The sequence below is a fragment of the Schinkia azotoformans genome (genome assembly GCF_035811335.1).
Lineage (GTDB): Bacteria > Bacillota > Bacilli > Bacillales > Bacillaceae_J > Schinkia > Schinkia azotoformans.
This window is the reverse complement of sequence record NZ_JARSMD010000045.1, coordinates 1-21,027: the sequence shown is the minus strand read 5'-3', so window position 1 is coordinate 21,027 and position 21,027 is coordinate 1. Positions and strand designations below refer to the sequence as shown.

26 protein-coding genes and 2 pseudogenes are annotated in these 21,027 nt (G+C 37.5%); 7 read left to right on the top strand and 21 right to left on the bottom strand.

Annotation, left to right across the window (positions count from 1 at the left end):
* From P9E47_RS20810 to P9E47_RS20800, 3 genes are all read right to left on the bottom strand, one after another.
* A partial coding sequence (locus tag P9E47_RS20810; protein ID WP_326164728.1) for an MIP/aquaporin family protein occupies positions 1-482 on the bottom strand: 482 nt, incomplete at its 3' end.
* A 190-nt stretch (positions 483-672) separates the two neighbouring features.
* Positions 673-1,224 carry a glycerol-3-phosphate responsive antiterminator gene (locus P9E47_RS20805; RefSeq protein WP_003331612.1) on the bottom strand — a complete coding sequence of 184 codons (552 nt, stop codon included), beginning with the start codon at positions 1,222-1,224 and terminating at the stop codon, positions 673-675.
* A 197-nt stretch (positions 1,225-1,421) separates the two neighbouring features.
* Positions 1,422-1,820 carry a pyridoxamine 5'-phosphate oxidase family protein gene (locus tag P9E47_RS20800; protein WP_003331613.1) on the bottom strand — a complete coding sequence of 133 codons (399 nt, stop codon included), beginning with the start codon at positions 1,818-1,820 and terminating at the stop codon, positions 1,422-1,424.
* A gap of 262 nt (positions 1,821-2,082) precedes the next feature.
* Between P9E47_RS20800 and P9E47_RS20795 the strand changes: the two genes are divergently transcribed.
* On the top strand, positions 2,083-2,679 hold the full coding sequence (locus P9E47_RS20795) for a polysaccharide deacetylase family protein (protein ID WP_326164726.1): 597 nt from the start codon (positions 2,083-2,085) through the stop codon (positions 2,677-2,679).
* Positions 2,680-2,776: 97 nt separating this feature from the next.
* Here P9E47_RS20795 and P9E47_RS20790 read toward each other — a convergent pair whose 3' ends face one another.
* Complete coding sequence (locus P9E47_RS20790) at positions 2,777-3,544, bottom strand: NUDIX domain-containing protein (RefSeq protein ID WP_326164725.1); 768 nt, start codon at positions 3,542-3,544, stop codon at positions 2,777-2,779.
* A 147-nt stretch (positions 3,545-3,691) separates the two neighbouring features.
* On the opposite strand from P9E47_RS20790, the gene P9E47_RS20785 reads away from it, so the two are divergent.
* Complete coding sequence (locus P9E47_RS20785; RefSeq protein WP_326164724.1) at positions 3,692-4,042, top strand: hypothetical protein; 351 nt, start codon at positions 3,692-3,694, stop codon at positions 4,040-4,042.
* Between the two features lie 159 nt (positions 4,043-4,201).
* On the opposite strand, the gene P9E47_RS20780 is transcribed toward P9E47_RS20785, so the two are convergent.
* The 4 genes from P9E47_RS20780 to P9E47_RS20765 all read right to left on the bottom strand — a co-directional run bounded on the left by P9E47_RS20780 (position 4,202) and on the right by P9E47_RS20765 (position 6,328).
* Positions 4,202-4,312: a hypothetical protein gene (locus P9E47_RS20780; RefSeq protein ID WP_003331617.1), complete on the bottom strand. Its 111-nt coding sequence runs from the start codon at positions 4,310-4,312 to the stop codon at positions 4,202-4,204.
* Positions 4,309-4,440 carry a VOC family protein gene (locus P9E47_RS20775; protein WP_003331619.1) on the bottom strand — a complete coding sequence of 44 codons (132 nt, stop codon included), beginning with the start codon at positions 4,438-4,440 and terminating at the stop codon, positions 4,309-4,311. The genes P9E47_RS20780 and P9E47_RS20775 overlap by 4 nt, the downstream gene beginning before the upstream one ends.
* Before the next feature lie 29 nt (positions 4,441-4,469).
* Positions 4,470-4,865, bottom strand: a complete 396-nt coding sequence (locus tag P9E47_RS20770; protein ID WP_326164721.1) for a VOC family protein — start codon at positions 4,863-4,865, stop codon at positions 4,470-4,472.
* 176 nt (positions 4,866-5,041) lie between these two features.
* Positions 5,042-6,328: an NCS2 family permease gene (locus P9E47_RS20765; protein WP_326164731.1), complete on the bottom strand. Its 1,287-nt coding sequence runs from the start codon at positions 6,326-6,328 to the stop codon at positions 5,042-5,044.
* 154 nt (positions 6,329-6,482) lie between these two features.
* On the opposite strand from P9E47_RS20765, the pseudogene P9E47_RS20760 reads away from it, so the two are divergent.
* Positions 6,483-6,845, top strand: a pseudogene (locus tag P9E47_RS20760) (arginase family protein); the annotation flags it as partial.
* A 92-nt stretch (positions 6,846-6,937) separates the two neighbouring features.
* On the opposite strand, the gene P9E47_RS20755 reads toward P9E47_RS20760, so the two are convergent.
* Positions 6,938-7,495 (bottom strand): NADPH-dependent FMN reductase, encoded by a 558-nt coding sequence (locus tag P9E47_RS20755; protein ID WP_326164719.1) that lies wholly within the window; start codon positions 7,493-7,495, stop codon positions 6,938-6,940.
* Between the two features lie 283 nt (positions 7,496-7,778).
* On the opposite strand from P9E47_RS20755, the gene P9E47_RS20750 reads away from it, so the two are divergent.
* The gene (locus P9E47_RS20750; protein ID WP_003331624.1) at positions 7,779-8,063 is read left to right on the top strand and encodes a hypothetical protein; all 285 of its coding nucleotides are present in this window, start codon (positions 7,779-7,781) and stop codon (positions 8,061-8,063) included.
* Positions 8,064-8,087: 24 nt separating this feature from the next.
* Positions 8,088-8,777 carry a membrane protein insertase YidC gene (yidC, locus tag P9E47_RS20745; RefSeq protein ID WP_003331625.1) on the top strand — a complete coding sequence of 230 codons (690 nt, stop codon included), beginning with the start codon at positions 8,088-8,090 and terminating at the stop codon, positions 8,775-8,777.
* Between the two features lie 62 nt (positions 8,778-8,839).
* Here yidC and P9E47_RS20740 read toward each other — a convergent pair whose 3' ends face one another.
* The 3 genes from P9E47_RS20740 to P9E47_RS20730 all read right to left on the bottom strand — a co-directional run bounded on the left by P9E47_RS20740 (position 8,840) and on the right by P9E47_RS20730 (position 9,938).
* Positions 8,840-9,094: a spore coat protein gene (locus tag P9E47_RS20740; RefSeq protein ID WP_003331626.1), complete on the bottom strand. Its 255-nt coding sequence runs from the start codon at positions 9,092-9,094 to the stop codon at positions 8,840-8,842.
* 12 nt (positions 9,095-9,106) lie between these two features.
* Positions 9,107-9,292: a hypothetical protein gene (locus P9E47_RS20735; RefSeq protein ID WP_003331627.1), complete on the bottom strand. Its 186-nt coding sequence runs from the start codon at positions 9,290-9,292 to the stop codon at positions 9,107-9,109.
* A 64-nt stretch (positions 9,293-9,356) separates the two neighbouring features.
* The gene (locus P9E47_RS20730) at positions 9,357-9,938 is read right to left on the bottom strand and encodes a Na+/H+ antiporter NhaC family protein (RefSeq protein WP_081585690.1); all 582 of its coding nucleotides are present in this window, start codon (positions 9,936-9,938) and stop codon (positions 9,357-9,359) included.
* 9 nt (positions 9,939-9,947) lie between these two features.
* On the opposite strand from P9E47_RS20730, the gene P9E47_RS20725 reads away from it, so the two are divergent.
* A complete protein-coding gene (locus P9E47_RS20725; RefSeq protein ID WP_003331629.1) occupies positions 9,948-10,589 on the top strand; it encodes a LysR family transcriptional regulator substrate-binding protein in 642 nt (213 codons plus the stop codon).
* Between the two features lie 90 nt (positions 10,590-10,679).
* On the opposite strand, the gene P9E47_RS20720 is transcribed toward P9E47_RS20725, so the two are convergent.
* From P9E47_RS20720 to P9E47_RS20705, 4 genes are all read right to left on the bottom strand, one after another.
* The gene (locus tag P9E47_RS20720; RefSeq protein WP_003331631.1) at positions 10,680-11,009 is read right to left on the bottom strand and encodes a Zn-ribbon domain-containing OB-fold protein; all 330 of its coding nucleotides are present in this window, start codon (positions 11,007-11,009) and stop codon (positions 10,680-10,682) included.
* A 2-nt stretch (positions 11,010-11,011) separates the two neighbouring features.
* Positions 11,012-12,145: a thiolase C-terminal domain-containing protein gene (locus P9E47_RS20715; RefSeq protein WP_326164716.1), complete on the bottom strand. Its 1,134-nt coding sequence runs from the start codon at positions 12,143-12,145 to the stop codon at positions 11,012-11,014.
* 69 nt (positions 12,146-12,214) lie between these two features.
* On the bottom strand, positions 12,215-13,516 hold the full coding sequence (locus tag P9E47_RS20710) for an MFS transporter (RefSeq protein WP_326164713.1): 1,302 nt from the start codon (positions 13,514-13,516) through the stop codon (positions 12,215-12,217).
* A 99-nt stretch (positions 13,517-13,615) separates the two neighbouring features.
* A complete protein-coding gene (locus P9E47_RS20705; protein ID WP_003331634.1) occupies positions 13,616-15,187 on the bottom strand; it encodes an AMP-binding protein in 1,572 nt (523 codons plus the stop codon).
* Between the two features lie 316 nt (positions 15,188-15,503).
* Between P9E47_RS20705 and P9E47_RS20700 the strand changes: the two genes are divergently transcribed.
* Positions 15,504-16,136 carry a TetR/AcrR family transcriptional regulator gene (locus tag P9E47_RS20700; RefSeq protein ID WP_157382120.1) on the top strand — a complete coding sequence of 211 codons (633 nt, stop codon included), beginning with the start codon at positions 15,504-15,506 and terminating at the stop codon, positions 16,134-16,136.
* A gap of 96 nt (positions 16,137-16,232) precedes the next feature.
* Here P9E47_RS20700 and P9E47_RS20695 read toward each other — a convergent pair whose 3' ends face one another.
* The 5 genes and pseudogenes from P9E47_RS20695 to P9E47_RS20675 form a co-directional block, all read right to left on the bottom strand.
* Positions 16,233-16,637 (bottom strand): hypothetical protein, encoded by a 405-nt coding sequence (locus P9E47_RS20695; protein WP_235786729.1) that lies wholly within the window; start codon positions 16,635-16,637, stop codon positions 16,233-16,235.
* A 67-nt stretch (positions 16,638-16,704) separates the two neighbouring features.
* Positions 16,705-17,955: pseudogene (locus P9E47_RS20690) on the bottom strand (replicative DNA helicase).
* Positions 17,952-18,890 carry a DnaD domain protein gene (locus P9E47_RS20685; protein WP_235786730.1) on the bottom strand — a complete coding sequence of 313 codons (939 nt, stop codon included), beginning with the start codon at positions 18,888-18,890 and terminating at the stop codon, positions 17,952-17,954. Before P9E47_RS20685 ends, P9E47_RS20690 begins: the two are co-directional and overlap by 4 nt.
* 137 nt (positions 18,891-19,027) lie before the next feature.
* The gene (locus tag P9E47_RS20680; RefSeq protein WP_003331638.1) at positions 19,028-19,327 is read right to left on the bottom strand and encodes a hypothetical protein; all 300 of its coding nucleotides are present in this window, start codon (positions 19,325-19,327) and stop codon (positions 19,028-19,030) included.
* A 139-nt stretch (positions 19,328-19,466) separates the two neighbouring features.
* Positions 19,467-20,930, bottom strand: a complete 1,464-nt coding sequence (locus P9E47_RS20675; RefSeq protein WP_326164711.1) for a plasmid pRiA4b ORF-3 family protein — start codon at positions 20,928-20,930, stop codon at positions 19,467-19,469.
* Positions 20,931-21,027 lie beyond the last annotated feature (97 nt).

Sequence of the window (21,027 nt, the reverse complement as noted above, 5' to 3'; positions counted from 1 at the left end):
TTGACAATGGGGTCCACTTTATTTGCTCCTATAAATAGTAACCCAAGTACAAGGACAAATGTACCAATCATTTCACTTAATAAATTAGAAAATGTATGTGGAATCGCAGGTGATGTTGCAAAAACTCCAAGCTTTGTTGCCGGGTCCTCAGTCACTGCCCAATGCGGTAAATATTGCAAGTAAACAATGGCAGCCCCTAACATAGCGCCTATCAATTGTGCAATAATATAGCCTGGAACCTGCGCCCATGGAAAACTTCCATTAATCGCAAGCGCTAACGTAACTGCCGGATTTAAGTGTGCACCACTAATCGAACCAACCGCAAACACACCCATCGTTACAGCAAGTCCCCACGCAAGCGTAGTTACAATCCAGCCGGCATTTTGAGCATATGACTTTTTCAGTGAAGATCCTGCTCCAATCCCTGCTCCAAAAACAATCAAAATCATAGTTCCAATCATTTCTCCGATAAAAGGTGTCATAGTGTATCCCCTTTCTTATTAAAAAACATTAAAAGGCTTCTGACGAAAAAACAAAAAGAGATCACAACAGATAACCCTTTTAAACCCGGTTACTGTGTGATCTCCATTTCTCCGTCACAATTTATTAACTTACTTATATAATAAAACCCTTTGAAAACGTTGTCAACTAAAAATTTTATCCTTAATCTACTTATTTATTTCCAAATGCTTCCCACAGTTCTCTACTTGATGTCGTTATGGCCGTTGCACCTGCATCTAGAGCATTACGAACATCTTCTGGAGTACGAATTAACCCACCAGCAAAAATAGGAACTTTTACCCGGTCCTTCACTTCCTTAATCAATGGGGGCATTGCCCCCGGAAGAACTTCAATAAAATCTGGCTGAGTTTTTTCTATCAGTTGATAACTCTTCTCAAGAGCATGAGAATCAATAAGGAATATCCTTTGTACAGCTATGACTCTTTTTTGCTTCGCTTTTAAAATCACACTCGACTTCGTAGAAATTAACCCATACGGTTTATATTCCTGACATATATACTCTGTTCCGTATTCATCATTTTTAAGACCATGGATCAAATCAACATGATAAATCATTTTTTTCCCATGCTCCTTTGCAAGCATATAAACATTTTTCAATTGACTAATATGCATATCTAGAAATACACCGATTTCATAGGAGCTTTTTAAAAAACGCTCAAATTCCTTCATATTTGTTGAAGCAGGTAGTATTTTCTGGTCCATTTATATATTTTCCTTTCTCAATATAGAGGGTTTACTGTTTTTTCTTGAAAATGGTTCGCCATACCTCTTCTATATTTTCAACAATTTTCAATTATTACCTTCTCTTTCCATCCATATTAATATAAATGATATTTATAAAAAAATAAAAAATCACCTTTCAAAAACTAACGAAAGGTGATTTTCTATTTTATAGCATGTTAGCTAATTTTTTTACCCGCCATTGGTCCTGGCTTTAAGCTATGAATTTCTTCGATATGTATTAATACTACAGCCTTTGGAGGACGCATTCCATTTTTTTCAGATAGAGCTGCGGCTTTGTCATAAATTTCGCCACTAGTTTGAACCTCAGGTTTGCCAATGAAACGGAAACCATCTGGTAGATCCCTATTTACAACAGCAATAACAACATTAGAGCCATCTAAAATATTTTGGTAAGTAGTGCCACCAGTGCCCTCATTAAAAATTAATGTCTCGTCATCTAAAACTCTTGTAGAACGTTTTGGTCCAATGTTTTGAACACCATCTTTACTGACAGTACCAATAAAGCATTGGAAATTAGCGACCATATCCTTCATTTCATTAGTAAGAATTGCCATGTTATTTGCCCCTCTCTTCTATTATTCTTTAATATTGCATACTTTATCAATTTATCGATTCAAGAAATGGACGTCAAAGAACTTTGTCACACTTTTGAAAATTTTTTGAGTCGCCGCAGACTGGGGTCGGTGTGGGACGTGGGGTCGGGAACTGTGGCTTACTGCTGTCCATTCAGTTATACTGAAATAAGCAAAAAGCGAAACGCGATTTATAGGAGGAAATTTTATGCATTGCCCTTGAGTAGTTAAAAGTGGACAGATCGTGTACGGTCTAACGGATGAACGATGGATAAAAAATAATAACCAAATTTGTAATTCTGAGAAGAAGGTACTATTAACTTTTGACGACGGTCCCAGCCGACAGCTTTCAAAGATTTTAGATATTTTAAATGAAAAAAATATTCCTGCCATGTTTTTCTGGCATTCAAATTTACTTTTCAAGGAAAGACCATGGAAAAGGGTGTTGGAGGAAGGACATATCATTGGGTCACATGCCGTTAATCATAAAAATCTTGCTAAGTTAACTAAAGACCAGCAATATAAACAGATTAAATACAGCATTGATAAAATAGAAGAGATTACGAGGACAAAGGTTCGTTATTTCCGCCCGCCATTCGGTCAATACAATGAAGATACGATATCAATCCTTTATGAACTCGACTTAGTCCCTGTTATGTGGGAAATAACATCTTTTGATTGGGAAAACAAAAGCACTCCTGAAAATATCATCAATAATGTTGTTGAACATGTTCAAGACGGCTCAATCCTTTTGTTGCATGAATTAAAACAAACAGTTACAGTACTACCACAAATTATTGATGGTATTAGGGAAAAAGGATATGAATTTACACTATTGTAGTTTGGACATTTGCTAACCAAGAGATCAGTCTTACTCAATGATTCCCGTTTTTGTGGATTCACCCCCATTCCGGGAATCAAACAATCACTCAACCCTATTATTCTTTGGATTCACTTTTTCCTATTCTGTTCAAAAGCTCATACGGTCGCACCTTAAATGCTTCATACGGGACGCAATTCCCTTCCATCGCATCTAATACTCGAGAAAAGAACTTTCCACGACGGATAAAGCAGTTCAAATTTGTTTTATCGATTTTTACAAAACGAACATCCTTCGTTTCATCCGAAACACTCAATTCACCGCCAGCACATGAACCCCGGAAAACAATCGAAATTGTGCTTCCATTGGAATAAACACCTGTTACCCCCTGAAGTTTAACTTTTATCCCTGTCTCTTCATAAATCTCCCGATAAAGCGCAGCGTCTAATGTTTCCCCATCGTCAACTCCACCTCCAGGCAACTCCCATGTATCCGCTCGCCAATACGTTTGTACTAAAAGAACCTCGCCTTTTTCATTTGTTATATAGCCGCTCACTGTCACAGATTGCATTGGTGAATTATAGATCCCTGTTGATTTTAAAAAGGCCTGAGAAAGGTTTTCAAATAGCGGTCCTATTTTCCGGAGTTGTTCTTCTCCCAGACTATACATATCATCTTTTAAAACTCGCTCCTCAATCTTGAGGTACTCTTCAAAGCTTGGATACTCCCACATTACTACAACCTCATCATTGCCCTCAGTTACCCACCGTCCAACAAGCCTTGCACCGTTTTTCACCTGATTAGGTAGTACAAACTCACGGAAATATTTATTGAACCCATTCAATTTTTCCGGCCAAACACGGTACATTTCTCTTCTGTAAAACATTCTGATCCCCGTTTCTTTTCATTCTCAAATGTATTTTCCCTATTTTACGCTTAGACATTTAAGAATGTTCTGTCTACCCCTTTTCTTATCAAAAGTAATTTGCTACAATAAAAACAAACAAACGTTCTGTTATTCGAGGTGATCACTATGATTGAGATGAAGGATAAAGATTTGGTATGTCAGTTCATTGTATTAGACAACACATTAAAGCTTTTAACGAAAGAACTTGAAGCGGTTGAAAACTCAAAAATTAAAATCAAGAATCCTCATATTAATTTTATCCTTTTGAAAATAGACAACGCCCATAAAGAATTGCGGAATTTGCACAAACAATTAAAATGTAGGGGCATTCATATTCAAGAGATGAAAAGAGATGAGCTTAACGTAGAATATCCATTTACTTGCCGGGGTTACTTTGATATTCAAATCATGAAGAAGAATGTGCTGAAGAAGAATGTTATCATTAAAATAATTGAATTATACAAATTAGGGTACTGAGTAACAAATATTCCCGTTGCTAACCAAAAATTCTGTTTAAGAAAGGGCTACAGATTATAGTGGCACACGAAATTTGAATGTAACTTTTATTAAATCCTTAAAAGTAAGGGATATTAACCATTAAAAGGTCGAAGTGCTTCACCTTCGACCTTTTGGTTACTATTTATCTTCCCTCAATATATATTCATTTCCATCCTGATCATAGAAAGTGAACATAGTTCCAAACGGCATTCTTTGCATTTCCTCCACTTTTACTCCATTTCCCTTCATTTTCTCATAGGCCGATTCAATATCGGTTGTTCCAACTTTAAAACAAACCCCATTTTATTTATCCAAAAATCTTTTGCCTGCTCTTGGTCTTGAACGTATATCGTAATTTTTCCAATTTTATTTATCATTTTATATATCTCCTTTTAACCTAAAGGCTCTATTTTGCGTTCTCATCTGGTTGATGAATACCAAAAATATTTCCTTCGGTATCAATATAATATCCTTGCCATGCCATGCCTGGTAGAGCATGTTTTGACAACGCAACCTTGCCTCCATTATTAATAATTTTAGCCTCAATAGAATCGTAATCTTCCACTCCCATTGTACAGGCATAGCCATTTAAAGATTGGTTCTTTTCCGGAGGAGGACCTTGACGTTGCATTAGAGCACCGTTGATTCCCGGCTCGCTTTCATTGCCAGTCACAGCGCCAAAATAAGGCATTCCAGCATAGTCGCTCCAATCTTGAAACGTCCAGCCAAACACCTCCCCATAAAATCTCTTAGCCCGCTCCATGTCATCCACATGAATCTCGAAATGAATTAATCTTCCCATAAATAACCTCCTGTTCTTTTACAAATAATTGCTTTCCCTTAAAACCAACATCTAGTATGTATTGACCTTTAATAGTCTTTCGTATTACCTCTTCATTATTGCATTAAAGATGGAAGTTTAATACAAAAAAGCAGGAGTATTCATCAACAAATTTTCCTGCTTATACTCTTTAAACTTTAAAAAACATACTTAATCACAAAATTACTAATAAACAGGATAGCAATCATATAAAGTGCAGGGTGAACTTCTCTCCCTTTCCCCATTAAAAGCTTCATCAATGGGTATAAAATAAAGCCGATCGCCATGCCATCTGCTATGCTATACGTTAAAGGAATTAATACAATAATTAATAGTGCGGGAAAGCTTTCCGTTAAGTCGTCCATTGAAATATGAACTATGTTTTGTAGCATAAGGACCCCGATTAAAATTAGAATGGGTGATACCGCACTTGCGGGAACCACTTTAATAACAGGAATAAACAATAATGAAATAAGAAACAGAAACCCGGTTACAATGCTCGTTAATCCAGTTCGTCCACCTGCGGTAATGCCTGCCGCTGTTTCCACTGATGCAACGGTTGGACTTGTTCCAAAAATCCCAGAAGATAACACTGATACCGCTGTAGCTTGAAGTGATTTCTTGCTAGTATCCGGGCGTTTTAACATATTGCTATGTCCATGAATTAAACCGATATTTTCAAATACAACCACCATCGCTAAAGAAATTGAAGTGAGCCAGAAGACGCTATTGCCCGCTTGTGCCCATGAAACCTTCCCAAACACGCCAAGGTACTCTTGAAAAGATGGCATTGAAAGAGAAATTCCCTCGAAGGTATCTCCCCCGAACCAAATCGATAACAACGATGTAATCAAAATACTTAATAAAAGATTTCCAGGTACATTTTTAACAAATAATAACACCGTAATAATCAGACCAATAAATGTTGTGAGAGCACGGGGGCTGCTTAAATCACCGATTGCAAGCAAGGTGTGCTCTGAACATGTAATAATGCCCGCATTGTCAAATCCAATTAAAATCAATAAGATTCCAATCCCAATCGTTATAGCTTCCTTTAAGGAATCAGGAATGGAGGTCGTTATCATTTTCGCTAGTGGCGTAAAAGTGATACAAACAAAGATCAGTCCCGAAACGAAAACCATCGCCAGCGCTTCCTGCCAACTAAATCCACCAGATTGCACGATGGTATAAGTAAACATCGCATTAATACCCATTCCAGGAATAAGCAGAATAGGTGTATTACTCCATAAACCGATAATTAAACATCCAAAAAAACTAGTTAAAATAGTCGCAATAATTCCCGCTTCCAACGGAATTCCTGCAACTGCCAAAATCGTAGCATTAACAATAATAATATAAACCACAGTTATATATGAAATAAAACCCGCAGATAATTCTTTTGCAATTGTTGTACCATGTTGTTCTAATTTAAAAAAACGTTCCATATTGTTCACCTTTTCTATCTGCTGTTTAAAAACGATACTTATCATAACATGGACTTCTATTATATGAAAAATATATAATTTATATCTGTCTCGGGATTTTCCGAAATGCTTCAGTCCTTCACAAAAAATTTCCATTAGTTTCTTTGAAAATGATATGCATGTATTAATGGAGATGGTAAAAGGCGGAATGGACGCAACAATCGTGCCAAAATCTGTTCTAGACGTCTATGGGAACAAAAGTCTCTATTCGACACCGATTAGGGACGCCAATATGATCTCTTCTTTAGGAATTGTTTGGCTTGAGCATCATTTTTTAACTACACCTGCTAAAAATTTCATAAAGTTAGTTACGGAAATTTCTCATCTGCTTAATAAAAATATTTTCCCTATAATTCTTGGTGGAGGACATGAAACCTTTTTTGGACATTACCTTGGTGTTAGACATCATATTGGTTCAGAAGCAAGGTTAGGAATTATAAATATGGATGCACATTTTGATATGAGACCCTATGATAGTGGCATCTTTACTGAATGATGCTCTCCTGCATATGAATTAAACATCAAAAAAGGCAACAAACCATATGGAGTGTTGCCTTTTTTTAGATCCTATTACTGTTTGGACTGTTTCACAAAATCAATAAACCCGTCTACTTTACTATCTAAGAATTTAAGTGTTTCTTCGTCAACCAACTGACCTGTTGGTTCTTCAAACTTCTGATTCGCAAAATTAATCAGAACCTCATTGCCGGCCCCTGGTGGAAGAATCTTGGCTTGAATACCAGAGGATGCAAGTATTTCACGTAAATGGGCTTGGGCACGAATCGTACCGAGCATTCCAAGCGTAACGCCTAGAGGCATAACCGGTTTACCGATAAACACCTTATCCACCCGTGATGCCCAATCTAAGGCATTCTTTAAGACGCCTGGTACTGACCAGTTATATTCAGGTGTAATAATGATGACCCCATCAGCATTTGAAACTGCATCTTTGAAATCCTTAACAGCTTGTGGCGGGTTATTTTCCTCATCTTGATCATAATGAGGCAAAGAACGGATATCGGCAATTTGCATGTTAAACTTATCCTTATATCGTTCTTCCATAGTTTTATCCAGCCGCCTATTATAGGAATTTTTCCTTAAACTACCTACGATTGTTACGATATTCATCCACTTACCTCCAAAATTTCAAATTAAATACAATTCCCTTCCTTAACGTTATGGTAAGGCTAATTCCCCTGTCAATTTTTCTGCTCTCGCCATTTTTTTGGTTAAAATTCTCTAAAAAAAATCATAGTGATATTGTTGCCAATTAAGAGGATAATTTAGTATGCTTTGTAAGTACGAAAGCTTTTTTTATTATACTTTTATAAAAAATATTGAAACCTTGCCTATACTAGACTCGTAAATACAAATAAAAGCTAAGCTAGACAAAAGGATGGAGTGTTTTCCTTTGTTTGAAATAGTTGAAATTCTTGATATTATTAATGCTTATCCCCTATATGCCGGTATCTTGCTAGGCTGGTTTTTTGTCCATTTGTACTTCTCCGACAATAAACAAAAGTTCAGCAAAGATCATGCACTTTTCAGCAATAAAGTAAGATTACAAACTGAAACTTTACAAATAAAACTTGAAGTAAGAATAAATCCGGTGATTACCTGGTTATTTAAAGCGATTAAAAAATATGAACGTGACGGAGATGATGATAATATTATTTCTTCCTTTATTTATATTTAAATAAAATAATAGGAGGAATTAATATTGTTCCAAACTCTACTTGTTAACCCATTTTTACAGGCAATTCACGGGATTGCTGTCTTGTTTAATGATAACTATGGGATTTCAATTATCGTCATAACACTAATAATCAGGCTGGTCTTAATGCCATTTATGCTAAAACAATATAAAAATCAACAATTGCTAAAATCAAAAATAGAAAGTATTAAGCCTGAAATGGATAAAATTCAAGAAAAAATAAAGAATTCAAAAGATAAAGAGGAACAGCAAAAATTTCAGCAGGAAATATTTGCACTTTATCGGCAGCATGGGGTTAATCCATTAAATATGGGATGTCTGCCCCTTCTTATTCAAATGCCAATCCTAATGGGATTGTATTATGCCATCCGAGGTTCTCATGAGATCGCAACCCATTCCTTCTTGTGGTTCAGTCTCGGACAACCGAATCTAGGTATTACTTTAATTGCTGGCATCGTTTACTATATTCAGATTAAAGTAACACAACATTCTTTACCGGAGCAGCAGCAAAAGCAGATGAAGATTATGGGGTTGCTTTCTCCAATCATGATTATTATTTTTTCTATTAACTCTCCAGCTGCTTTACCATTATACTGGGCTGTTGGCGGAATATTTTTAGTGTTTCAGTCATTCCTAAGCAGAAAAATATATAATCCGGATAGAAGTATGAAAGACCTTGGTAATGAAATTGGTTAAAAAATAATATTAACGACATATAAAGCCGATTCCACTAGTGGAGGTCGGCTTTTATATGTAAGTTACTGCCCTTGCATTAATTGTGATTTAAGCTGTTGAATCACTTGATCAGAAGCAGGTGCAGCAGGCTTGTAATAACCCTTCTGAAGTGCATAACTATATAGTGTTCTTTGCCTTGATTCGTCTTGATTCCTCATTTGAATTAATGTTTGTCGTAATTCTGAATTGTTAGATTCACTAATCATATGGGCATATCCTGTTAAGCTTGCGTTTAAACCCGCTAAATAATCGCTTACCATTTCTTTATCCTGAAACATCCTGAACCCCTCCTACCCTAAAAATGTCATTAATTGTTGTTGTGATTGTTTGGCTGCTTGGGCATCCCTTTGTAAAATTTCTTTCAATTCAGGGTCTGCACAATTTTGGGCATACGTTTCTAGTTTTTTCGCAACCAAACCATGACCACCAATAAGATGACGCAAATGCTCTACTTCTAGTTCTGTAAGATTGTTCATAACACGCAAAACCTCCTTAAGAAATTTCATGCTTATTTTTGCCTTTTATTAAATATATATACGACTACCCGACTCTTTTAAAAGAATGTACTGCTTTTATCATCCTAGCTTCTTTGTACCAGCTATACAAGAAATACAGAATTGGGAAAACATAGAGATAAAAAGCATATGGCACAAAACCGTACATACTAACATTTAGCGTTGTGGTACAAATCAAGGCAGCAATATTCCATGGAATGAGTGCCGATGTAAGGATACATGAATTTTCAATGTCTAAAGCGAACTGATAGTTTTCTTCTTTCTTGTAGCAATCCCTCATAATTTCATCTGTCATAACAACTGCTATAGATTGTGAACAACCGAATGCAGCAGTCAGTGTGCTTATGAAAGTAGTCAATCCGTAACGCTTATGTTGATTTAATCTCATATTTAATAGATGCTGTTTAATGCCGCTAAATACACGTATTCCTTCAAGAATCCCCGCAAGAGCACAGGCAGCGAAAACGACAAAGCTCGCCTTAAGCATCGAGAAAACACCACCACCCTCAAGAATTGCGAGAAGAGGGCTAGGAGTGTCTAGGCTGAAACCAAAAAATATGGCGCGAAGGACTTGTACTGGCTCTTGTCCCTGAAAGAATACAGCCATACCAGATGCGTGGAAAGGACTGAAAAAGAACTAAAAGATTTACGGGAGGGACTTCAAGGTACTCTCGCCATTGGTACAATCTCTTCGGCGGAAGAAATGTTGCTCCCAGAAAAAATACAAGCTTTTCACAAGAAGTATCCTGGCGTCGATTTCCGTATCAAAGAAAGTAGTACATTTGAAATTCTCGAATTGGTCAAGGCTGGAGTTGTAGAAATTGGGATCATTCGTACACCATTCAATCAGGATATCTTTGAGAATATTAGCCTATCGGATGAGCCGATGATGGCTGGCGCATTAGACTTTTTCTGGAATAATGAAACAGAGTATATTGACCTTAAAGGGCTTGAAGGTAAACCGTTACTTATATACAACCGGTACGCAAACAACATAGAAGAAGCTTGTAGAAAGGCAGGTTTTGAACCAAGGGTTATATGTAGAATAGATGATACAAGAACGATGCTGAAGTGGGCAAGTGACGGCATGGGAATTACCATGATCCCTAGAGACATGATTTCATTGGTACCGGATTTGAACCTTCATTTCAGAGAAATAAAGGAGGAATCCCTTGTTACGAGAGTCATCATAATATGGAAGAAGAACCATTACTTATCCACTCCAGCAAGACACTTTTTAGAGGTTTTTAGGGGATAGGAACGTTAGACAAAAAAAGTCCTCACAGACGCGGTTTTAACAACATCTGTGAGGAGTAGGAATTTTTAAAAATATACGTTCTTCTAAAGATCAATTCCCAGCTATTCCGCTTATTTTTTCAAAAACAAACGTATTATCCTCATTTGAAATACATTTCACCTTATCATTAATCTCTACCTTTTCCATAATCCGTCCAGTCAATCGCACACCATCCTGTAAATCAACTAATGCTACTGAATATGGAGTTAGGTGCGAGAACTCTTGGGATGACACATGTATTGTTGTAAACGAAAATACCTTTCCTTCACCACTTACTTCCTTTATATGAAATTCAGTATTTTTACATTTTGGACAGATCCATTTTTGCTGAGCAAACTTTTTTTCACATTGAGTACATTCATACACTTGAACCATTGCCATCCTTACTTCACCCCTTCGAATATATGAACCGTTGAGTAGGCACCTGTTCCACCTAAGTTTTGGGCTAATCCAATTTTAGCGCCATCCACTTGATTACAACTGTTTCCATGAAGTTGGGAGACAATTTGAATAATTTGCGCTAGGCCGGTTGCCCCAATTGGATGTCCTTTGGAAAGAAGTCCACCGCTCGTATTAACTGGAACTTTTCCTCCATGCTTTGTCAATCCTTGTGCGACGGCTTCCCAACCGGTACCTTTTTCGAAAAAACCAAGTTCTTCAATTGATAGTATTTCTGTCATTGTGAAACAATCATGTAACTCAACTACATCAATCTCTTCGGGGCCTACACCTGCCATTTGATAGGCTTGCTCTGCAGAGGCTCTAACCGCTGGTAAACTTAATAAATCTTCAGCTTCCTGCATTTGGGTTGGTCCTGAAGCCTGAGCAGAGGCTCTGACTACTACACCTTTATCTCCTTTAGAAAGGACAACGGCTGCAGCACCATCTGTAGTCGGGGAACAGTCGAATAGTCCTAAAGGCTCGGTGATCATTCGTGCTTCCATAATTTCTTCGAGCGTTGCTGGCTTCCGGAATTGTGCTTTGGGATTGTTTACTGCATACTCTCGATTTTTTAGAGCAACCATGGCTAAATGCTTTTTGGATGCCCCTGTTTCATAAAAATACCGATTTGCAACTGTTCCGAAAAATCCTGGAAAGGTTAAACCGGCAAGTATTTCATTTGAATCATTATCCATTGCAGCATTGATTGCTCTAGTAGTTTCTTCTGTTGTGGTGTGTTTCATTTTTTCAACACCAGCAATTAGCACATTTTCATACCCGCCATTTTGAATGTTAAGGAATCCTTGTCTAAAGGCAATCCCTCCTGATGCACATGCCCCTTCAACTTTAAAAGCTGGAACTGTACCCAAACCAAGTTCATTGGCAACAATAGCCCCTAAAATTTCTTGATTAACCAAAGATCCAGCCATGAAATTCCCTATATAAATAGCATCAATCTTAGGAAAGTTTGCTTCACGGAGCGCTTCTAAACATGCATCCATAAGCAATGTTTTTAATGAAGCCTCCTGTTTTCCAAATGCAGTCATTCCAATACCAGTAACACTAACTTTATTCATATTGAATCTCCTTAATAGAGTATTTTTGTGCCGGTGGACCTGTCCCTGCGCCCTCTATCCACATTGCCATTAGATTGCTTTTTCATCTGCTACTGGGTCCACATTATCCTCATATTTTGATATTTTTCTAGTGTCTGGTACAAATAGAGAGAGTACTAGAGAAATAGTGATACCCGCCATCATAAATCCTCCAAATACGATAGGTGATGGACCGAATTTTTCAGCCATTGGTGTCCAAATCATTGGACCGAAACCTACAATTGCTGCGGCAATTTGGTAGCCGAATGATAGTCCTGTATAGCGGACTTTAGCTGGGAATAGTTCTGAAAAAATGGTTCCTTGAGTTGCAAAAATTGAAGCCCAGATAACACCAAGCAATGCAGCTTGCATAAAGTAAAGCCATGTGTGGCTTTGACCGATCATCGTAAAGTATGGAATGGATAAAAGGAACATTAGTGATAATCCAGTAATATAGATAATCTTTCTACCAATGAAATCTGAGAGATATCCTACAACTGGAATAGTAATAATCATTGTTGCACAGCCAATTGTTAAAGCGGTCAGTGCTACTTCGTAGGAGTAACCTAAATGTTTGGTAGCAAAGACAAGCACAAACGACATTAGAAATACGTTAAAGAAACCGTCACCTAGCTTCAGACCAATTACGTGAAATACACTTTTTGAGTTGGTACGGAATGTTTCTACAATTGGTACCGCTGCAAGCTCACCTTTTTCCTTCTGTTCTTTAAATGCTGGAGTTTCCTCAATCCCGTTACGAATCCATAATGCTAAACCGATAAGTAAAGCACTAAATAGGAAGGGTATTCTCCACCCCCATGCCAAAAATTGAGCTTCAGTTGTTAAATAACTAATAAAAGTTAAACTAAAAGATCCCAATACTAAGCCTAATGGAACTCCTAATTGCGGAATTGAACCATAAAGTCCACGAAGCCCTTTTGGTGCATATTCAGTAGCTAATAAAACAGCACCGCCCCATTCACCACCAAGAGCAATACCTTGAATAAGTCTAAGAAACACTAGTAAAAGAGGAGCTGCTACACCAATTTGTGCATAGGTCGGGAGGCAACCAATCAGAAAGGAGCTTCCCCCCATACCAACCAACGTTAACATCAAGCTTGCTTTCCGCCCTAACTTATCCCCAAAATGCCCAAAGATAATACTTCCAATAGGCCTTGCTGCATACCCGATACCAAAAGTAGCAAAAGCAAGTAGAAGTGCAATAGCGGGGTCAGTATTTGGAAAGAAAAGAGACGAAAATACTAAACCAGTGGCCGTTCCATATAAATAAAAGTCATACCATTCAATAACAGAACCGGAAACACTTGCAAACAAAACACGACTTTTTTTCATAAATAATCCCCTTTCGATTTGTAATTAACGATATTTATATAACTGATCAAAGGGACGGGTACTGTGTCCCTTGTTCTCTATATCCTAAATACCATCACCCTACGCCTTTTGTATTCTTTCGTTATGCATTTGCCGTAGAATATGTTTTTGTATTTTTCCAACAGCAGTACGTGGAAATTCGGATACAAATTCGATTGCATCTGGAACTTTAAATTTAGCCAAACGCTCTCGGCAGTATTGAATAAGTTCCTCTTCTGTAATTGTTTCATTTTCATGTAAGATAACGTAGGCTTTAATCGCTTCATCCCGCATGTCATCGGGAATACCGATTACAGCTGATTCATAAACACTGTGATGATCACAAAGAACACTTTCCACTTCGTTAGCAGCAACATTTTCACCGGCTCGTTTAATCATATCCTTCACCCGGTCAACAAAGTAGAAGTAACCGTCAGCTCCCAATCGGGCATTGTCGCCTGTATATAGCCAGCCATCTATCAATGTTTCAGCTGTTGCCTGTGGATTTTTGAAATAGCCCTTCATCAATGTCCGACCTGGAACTCCTTTTACAACAATTTGACCCGATAGTCCATTTGGTACTTCATCGCCATCCTCGTCAACAATTTTCACTTCATAACCAATTGTTGGTCTCCCAATGCTCATATTTTTTCGAATTCCATCAATTGGATTCATAAGAGGTACGCCAACTGTCTCCGTCATCCCATACATTTGTAATAACGGAACATCAAACTTCTCTTCAAAATCCTTGAGTTGTTCTTCTGATACCGATTGAGCGAACCAGATGACTCTCATGTCATTATTTTTGTCATCTGAACAGTACTCTTGTGCCAAAATCATCCGAATCGGTGCCGCAAACAAGGAGCCAACGGTCACCTTGAAATTTTTAGCTTGTTTAAAGTAACGTGATGCACTAAAACGCTCTGTTATGGCGATGCTTGCCCCAACTACTAAGGCTGACATGGTTGAATAATATTGGGCATTACCATGGAAGAGGGGAAGTACAATGAATTGCCGATCGTCAGGTGTTAAGCGAATAGATTTTGACATGACTTCCCCTGTGAAAAGATAATTCGCATGGGTAATCTGCACACCTTTTGGTTTCGATGTCGTGCCTGATGTATAGAGCATGGCTGCAACGTCCTCCGCATCCAAAGGAACAGTTGGTATTTGGTTGTTAGCGTTTGCAATTAAGGCTTTTAAATCTTGATTTTCGTAAGCATCCCCCTCATAACGTGCTAACAAGATTTCTTTTAAATTCGGAAGATTCCGACGGGTGTTGGCAAACTTTCCTAAATATTCTTCTTCCGTAATAAGTAGAACGGACTCAGAGTGATTCAATATATATTCCATTTCGTCTGAAGTCGATAAAACATTCGTCGGTACCATGATTGCACCAATATTAGCTAACGCAAACCATGAAATCATAAACTCTAAATTATTGGGAAGATGCAATGTCACATGCTCACCTTTTGTGACGCCTAAATCGAGAAAAACGTTACTTAAACGATTTACCTGGTCGGCAAATTCTTTATAGGTAAGTTCAAATCTTCGCTGCTCCCGATCTTCAAAAAGCAGGAATTTTTTATCAAAATGCTTTTCAGTTTTCTCCATTAATAAATCTCGCAACGTTCTGTTTCCGACAATATCCATATCTCTCACATAACCTCCTCGTCGTGAATATGGTAGGCACCATACTAAGTTTGTTGTCAATTAGTTGTTATCTTTCACTTTGGCACCTTGACTTTAATGATATTAAAACGCTTACAAATTGAATCTAGAATGAAACCATGATAAAATTTCTATACGGACTGCAGTCACAGACCATGGTCACAAACCGTAGTCTTTGAATTTATTTTAGGTAAATTATTGGGTTTAGTCAACAAAAATTTATAAGGATTTTTAAATAATTTAGTCTAACTATGCAATTGTGCATAGTTCTAGGTTAGAATTGTGAAAAGGGAAGTAATTGATTTATCAAGAAAGGAGAATTTTAAAATTGCCACCTATGACTCCACGACAGATAAAAGCCCAACAAACTAAAAAGAAGATTCTAGAGGTTGCTTTGGATCTTTTTAGCAAAAAGGGATTTGACCAGGTTACAGTCGATGAAATTGTAAATGTATCAAACACTTCAAAGGGCGCATTCTATGTACACTTTAATTCGAAATACGAAATCTTCTTGGAGAAGTTCAAGGAAATTGATGATTTTTATGAAACTTTTACCGAAACCTTGCCTAGTAAAATGAGTTATAGCGAAAAAATTATCAATCTTACAAAATCACAAATGGTATATTTGAAAGATTGTTTGGGAAAAGACCTGATGAGAACTGTTTATATAAGTGCTCTAACTCCGAACCAACCTAAAACACTCTCAAATACCGATAGGACTCTTTATAAAATTATCCATTCATTTGTTAAGCAAGGACAAGAACAAGGGGAGTTTAAAGATTACATTCCAGCTAAAGAAATTACGATGTTGATTACCCGCTGTATGCGTGGAACGCTTTATGATTGGTTATTGTTTGATGAAGAGAGTTTTGATCTTGTAGAGGAAAGTCAGAAATTTATCGGACCGATTATTGCTAGTTTGTCAAAGTAAAAATTTATGGGTGCCTGTGCGTTGTGATCCCGTAAGTTGACAAAATTCATTCTTGGTGGGACATAGGGACGGGAAGAGACCCTGTGTCCCAATCCATTACTTCCCCTTCAAAAAACTCCCTGCCATTGCAGGAAAACGCTTAAATTCCTTCTTCATTTCTCGAAACGAAAGCACCTCTTTTCCTCTAGTAATCTCGAATTCTAGCGGATATTCATGACAGTTCAAGGGGTAGCTATGAAACGACTTGATAAAGAATTGGATGGCCTCTTCCTGACTGCGGGCATAGATAAAGACAAAAGCCGTCTGGTCCATCTTCAGGGAGTAAAGACCCACCTTGTGAAAACCTAATACATTCTTTTGAAACATTTCTGCTACCTTTTCATGATCTGCTTGATTTAAGTCTATTTTGGAGATATCGTCATCTAGTGAAATTTTCTTTTCCTCTAATAAATGATATAGGCAATGGGCCAAAGCGGATTCCTCAAAAATTATACAATCCATGTACAAATCTCTCACCAACATATGATCACTCCTCTATATTAGATTTTTTTCAACCGTGGATCTCTTTTTAATGGGTTACATTTTCATCTTCAATCGCTCCTGTATGCTCGTTATAATTTACAGCAATGGTACCAACTGGACCATTTCGGTTCTTTGAGACAATGATTTCAAGGGAATGATCCTCGGAATCCCTGTCATAATACGCTTCGCGGTACAAAAACAAAATGACATCGGCATCCTGTTCAACACTGCCCGATTCGCGTATATCAGACATCATCGGACGTTTATTGGCTCTTGATTCAACCGATCGATTTAGCTGTGCCAAGCAAACGACGGGGCAATCGAAATCCTTCGCCATCGTTTTGAGGGATTTCGATATTTCCGTTACCTGCATGTGGGCATTTCCTCCAAAAAATTGAGTCGTTTGAATGAGTGTCAAGTAATCTATAAAAATAATCGGTTTCCTGTGCGGGAATTGATGCATGAGCTTTCTTGTTTTTGCTCTCATTTCGGCAACCGTTTGCCCAGCCCCATCAAAGATTTGCATATGGGTTTCATCGAGATTCCCCATGACATCCGCCCATTTATTTTTTTGACTTTCGGTTAGCATTCTTTTCGGATCCCGCATTTTGGCTCGGTTGAACCCGCCTGTCGAAGCTATCAGTCGCGAGGTTATGAGCTTTTCAGGCATTTCTAAGGAAAAAATGAGTGGCAGAAACCCAGCTCAACCCGATATTTTTGCAAAATGAAGCATCACATCGGTTTTCCCCATCGAAGGCCTTGCTGCTAGAATCGTCACTTCCCCGCTCTGAAAGCCTCCCGTCACGAGATCAAGCTTTTGGATCCCCGTTGTCACACCTTTCGAATGAGGTTGATCCTCCCACGGCACTTCATAGACTCTCTCCAACGCTTGATGTATCGAGGTGTGATCCTCCATTTTCGATTGGTTAATTTTATCCAATTCAGCAATGACTTTCGCAATCTCCCAATCATTCATAGCCGCTCGCGTTAGGATATTTCTCTTTTCCCGTTCCTTCCACAGTTCAAGAATGAGCTTCTCCGTTCCATCGAATTTCTCAAGATCCGCATACGATAATAGCTCCGCAAGATATGACATTCCACCGAATGATTCGAGGTCAGGTAAGGTCGTTAATGAAATCAAATCAATATTCTTACCCGCCCGCTTTAGTTCCACCATTCTTCGCATTAATTCTTGATGCCGTGTACATTCCAGCTGTTCAGGTTGAATCAAGGTATCCTTCAATAAATAATCCGCTTTGATCAAGCTTCCTAAGAACGACTTTTCCGCCAAATTCATCCCTTTTCACCTGCCGTTAGGTCAAGTTCAAATCCTCTTGGAATCGCTCTTCCAGCAGGATTCGATTCGTTAGCTGGTCGATTCTTTACTACAGGCTTTTGTTTCTCCTCATACGAATCAACTTCTTCTACGGTTAGTAAAGATTCATTTTCCCAGTTTTTCAGAATCCCGATAATATAATTCAGCCTTCGCTTGTTATTGGCACACGCAATATTCATCGCTTTTAGAATCATTTCTTTCGGTTGTAAAAAACTAGAATCGTCTAACCAAGCTAACAGCTGCTGTTTCGCATTTACGTTCGAAAAGCCAAATCCATTTGCATCCCAAAACTCTATTATTTCTTTCACATCATCTGTGTTGGGTAGGTTCTCTATCTTTGATCGGAGAGCTTTTTGTTGTTGTTTTTCTTTTTCATTTTCTTTTTGTTTTTCTTTTTGCCCACGTATCGTATCACGACACGGGAACGTATCGTCAGATTCATCATCATCGGTGATAGAAGAATCTATTTCATCCTCGCTGCAGAATGATTCATATAAGCTCCTAATCTCTTCTTTATGTATGGATTCCAAAACATATTGTACAAGAGTTAGATCCTCAACCTCTTTCAATTCGGAAGCAATACAATCCATAACCGGTTTTCCGCCTTTATGGAGGTTTTCTTTCCCCCAGTTCTTAATCGCGAGTTCTCTTGTTTCAGGATTGTAACGAATCAACCTATGGTGCTTCTCGAATCGCTCCATTAACGAATGAACACTTTCAATCGAATAGCCCAAATCAAAAGCCATTTGTTTTTTCGTAATTCGATAGATTCCAATCTGAGTAGTTTGCGGATTCGTCAGCAGATAAAGATAAAAATACTTATCCTCTGGAGTCATTTCTTCTAAAACAATCGGACTCTTCCAAAATTCAGTACGCACCATTCTATATTTTGCCATCCTCATCACTGCCCTTTCTTCACAAAAAGTTCTTTCAAAATATAGATAGGGATTTATGGAGAAAAAGGGACATTCAATTTTGTAAAAATAAAAGAGTAGACCATAACATAAGTTATTGGCCTACTCCAACAGCAAAATTAATTGTGATTTCGTAACTGTAAAATTTCTTGTTCACTTAGTTCTGTTATTCCAGAAATGATTGCAATATCATAACCATCTTCAAGCATTTTTAATGCAATTTCTTGTTTTCCGTTTAATATACCTTCCTTTATCCCTTCATTTCTGGCTTCTTCTTTCCCTACTCGTCTTTCTCCTTCAAAATTGCTTAACAAATCACGCAACTCCTTTGCCTTTGCTTCATAAATGACACGATTTTCTTTATTGGCGCTTAACGTTTCCCATTCGATAAGAGCTTCCCTAACTTGTTCACGATCCATCGCCCATTCCTCCCATTCGGACAATATTGTGATCAATTAAAATTCGAATAAAATCCGTTAATGGGACACAGTTCCCGACCCTGTGTCCAACTATATTTTAATCTAATCGACAAGTGAATGACTGGTAAGGATTTCCCTATTATTCAAACCAATCTTCATCGAAAAAGTACTGCTCAGGCCCCTCCCCTTTACTTTCCTTCAAATACGGCTGAAACGACTCCGGATTCGTTTCCTTTATATCTTCTACCTCTATTAAAAACTGCCACTCATCACCATAATCATACAAGTATAAAAAACGTTGCCCCGTAATGAACCCTAAATCACCAACTTGTACTTTATCTGCTTTTGGACCTTCTGAATCATCATCTGGAGAAGAGATACAGTCCATTGACCATTTTTCTCCGTCCATAAAAAAAGAATAAAGGTGATCATTATCAAAGTCATATGCCTCAAGAATGATATCATGTAAATCTTCCATTGTGTGTTGACTTGATAAGATGACCTTTCGCCAAATGTTTTTCTCAAATGTAACTTTAAATGTATAAATTCCCTTCGTAAACCGCCTCTTATTTCTTGGTAAAGTACTTTGTAAGGATTCCTTTGGAAAAAGCTGTTGAAACGGCAAGAAAAATGGTTGTGAGCTTTGATCTTCATTCATTTTTTTAAGTATTATGTTTCTTTCTTTTTTTGGTAAATCAATATACCCTATTTCGTTTAATTTTGATCCGGGAATGGGATTTATTTCACCATAAATCCTTCTTTCCGATACATTCCATATTTGGATATAACGGTCAAGGAGCAGGATTGGGATGAGCTTTGTCCCCAAGAACGTTAATTTTATTGATTTTGCGAAATAATTACTTTTATTACCAAATAAATCTACACTTTCTTGGTCTATTTCGCATTGCCAAAAGCCAAACCATTCAAAGTAAAGATAAAAAAAATTCCAATCATATAGCCGATATGGTAATTTCCATCTATTATTATTTCGCAATGAAATAACTTTACCAGCCTTTTCTTGTGTACAAATAAAAAACAATTCATGAAGTGAATCGATAAGCGGATTATCAGACCTATCCAATAATTTTGCCCAATTCACATCAACCCAAAAAGTTTCTAGTAAAAAGAAATATTTTTCAATATCCGTTAATTTTTTGTACAACGCTATCCTTTCTGTTGGATGCAGTATCATTTTCCCGCCTTTCCCTAAGACCTTTTCAAATAATCGTCCGCTAAGGGCAAGAAAATAAAAGAAATGAATATATGGATAATATATCTGTTCGGTATAGGCTGTTGCGGTTTCATTTCTTACCGTTATCCGTTTATTAATTTCCGGCAAATGCTTTCTAGAGATATGTTCCATCTTATTTGTTAGCTGTATGGAATGAGCGCTTAAATAATCGATAAAAGTCTCAAAATCTTGTACTAATGTTCCCGGAACAATTCCATTTATTGAGGAACATTGGTACTCTAAATTATTGGCGTCTTCTTTTACTAAATTATGCTGATTGCTACTGACTTCTGACTCATTCCATAATTCCCCAAAGGATAGCTGAATTTCCTTATTACTGGTTTTATTATATATTGGATTAATATCTTTCATCGAATTCTCCCTTGATCATTAATTTGATTTATAGACGCATAGTTCTGTATCTTCTTAATGGGACACAGTTCCCGACCCACTAGCTTTGCATAACTGT

Bases quoted from the DNA above. Each gene is read 5' to 3' on its own strand.
- P9E47_RS20680 (WP_003331638.1), bottom strand. From the start codon at position 19,327: ATGGATCGTGAACAAGTTAGGGAAGCTCTTATCGAATGGGAAACGTTA.
- P9E47_RS20685 (WP_235786730.1), bottom strand. From the start codon at position 18,890: ATGGCAAAATATAGAATGGTGCGTACTGAATTTTGGAAGAGTCCGATT.
- P9E47_RS20805 (WP_003331612.1), bottom strand. From the start codon at position 1,224: ATGGACCAGAAAATACTACCTGCTTCAACAAATATGAAGGAATTTGAG.
- P9E47_RS20730 (WP_081585690.1), bottom strand. From the start codon at position 9,938: ATGGCTGTATTCTTTCAGGGACAAGAGCCAGTACAAGTCCTTCGCGCC.
- P9E47_RS20715 (WP_326164716.1), bottom strand. From the start codon at position 12,145: ATGAATAAAGTTAGTGTTACTGGTATTGGAATGACTGCATTTGGAAAA.
- P9E47_RS20740 (WP_003331626.1), bottom strand. From the start codon at position 9,094: ATGTTTCAGGATAAAGAAATGGTAAGCGATTATTTAGCGGGTTTAAAC.
- P9E47_RS20720 (WP_003331631.1), bottom strand. From the start codon at position 11,009: ATGGCAATGGTTCAAGTGTATGAATGTACTCAATGTGAAAAAAAGTTT.
- P9E47_RS20800 (WP_003331613.1), bottom strand. From the start codon at position 1,820: ATGGCAATTCTTACTAATGAAATGAAGGATATGGTCGCTAATTTCCAA.
- P9E47_RS20710 (WP_326164713.1), bottom strand. From the start codon at position 13,516: ATGAAAAAAAGTCGTGTTTTGTTTGCAAGTGTTTCCGGTTCTGTTATT.
- P9E47_RS20780 (WP_003331617.1), bottom strand. From the start codon at position 4,312: ATGAAGGGAAATGGAGTAAAAGTGGAGGAAATGCAAAGAATGCCGTTT.
- P9E47_RS20695 (WP_235786729.1), bottom strand. From the start codon at position 16,637: ATGGATTGTATAATTTTTGAGGAATCCGCTTTGGCCCATTGCCTATAT.
- P9E47_RS20675 (WP_326164711.1), bottom strand. From the start codon at position 20,930: ATGAAAGATATTAATCCAATATATAATAAAACCAGTAATAAGGAAATT.
- P9E47_RS20735 (WP_003331627.1), bottom strand. From the start codon at position 9,292: ATGAACAATCTTACAGAACTAGAAGTAGAGCATTTGCGTCATCTTATT.
- P9E47_RS20755 (WP_326164719.1), bottom strand. From the start codon at position 7,495: ATGAATATCGTAACAATCGTAGGTAGTTTAAGGAAAAATTCCTATAAT.
- P9E47_RS20785 (WP_326164724.1), top strand. From the start codon at position 3,692: ATGATTGAGATGAAGGATAAAGATTTGGTATGTCAGTTCATTGTATTA.
- P9E47_RS20790 (WP_326164725.1), bottom strand. From the start codon at position 3,544: ATGTTTTACAGAAGAGAAATGTACCGTGTTTGGCCGGAAAAATTGAAT.
- P9E47_RS20705 (WP_003331634.1), bottom strand. From the start codon at position 15,187: ATGGATATTGTCGGAAACAGAACGTTGCGAGATTTATTAATGGAGAAA.
- P9E47_RS20770 (WP_326164721.1), bottom strand. From the start codon at position 4,865: ATGGGAAGATTAATTCATTTCGAGATTCATGTGGATGACATGGAGCGG.
- P9E47_RS20775 (WP_003331619.1), bottom strand. From the start codon at position 4,440: ATGATAAATAAAATTGGAAAAATTACGATATACGTTCAAGACCAAGAG.
- P9E47_RS20765 (WP_326164731.1), bottom strand. From the start codon at position 6,328: ATGGAACGTTTTTTTAAATTAGAACAACATGGTACAACAATTGCAAAA.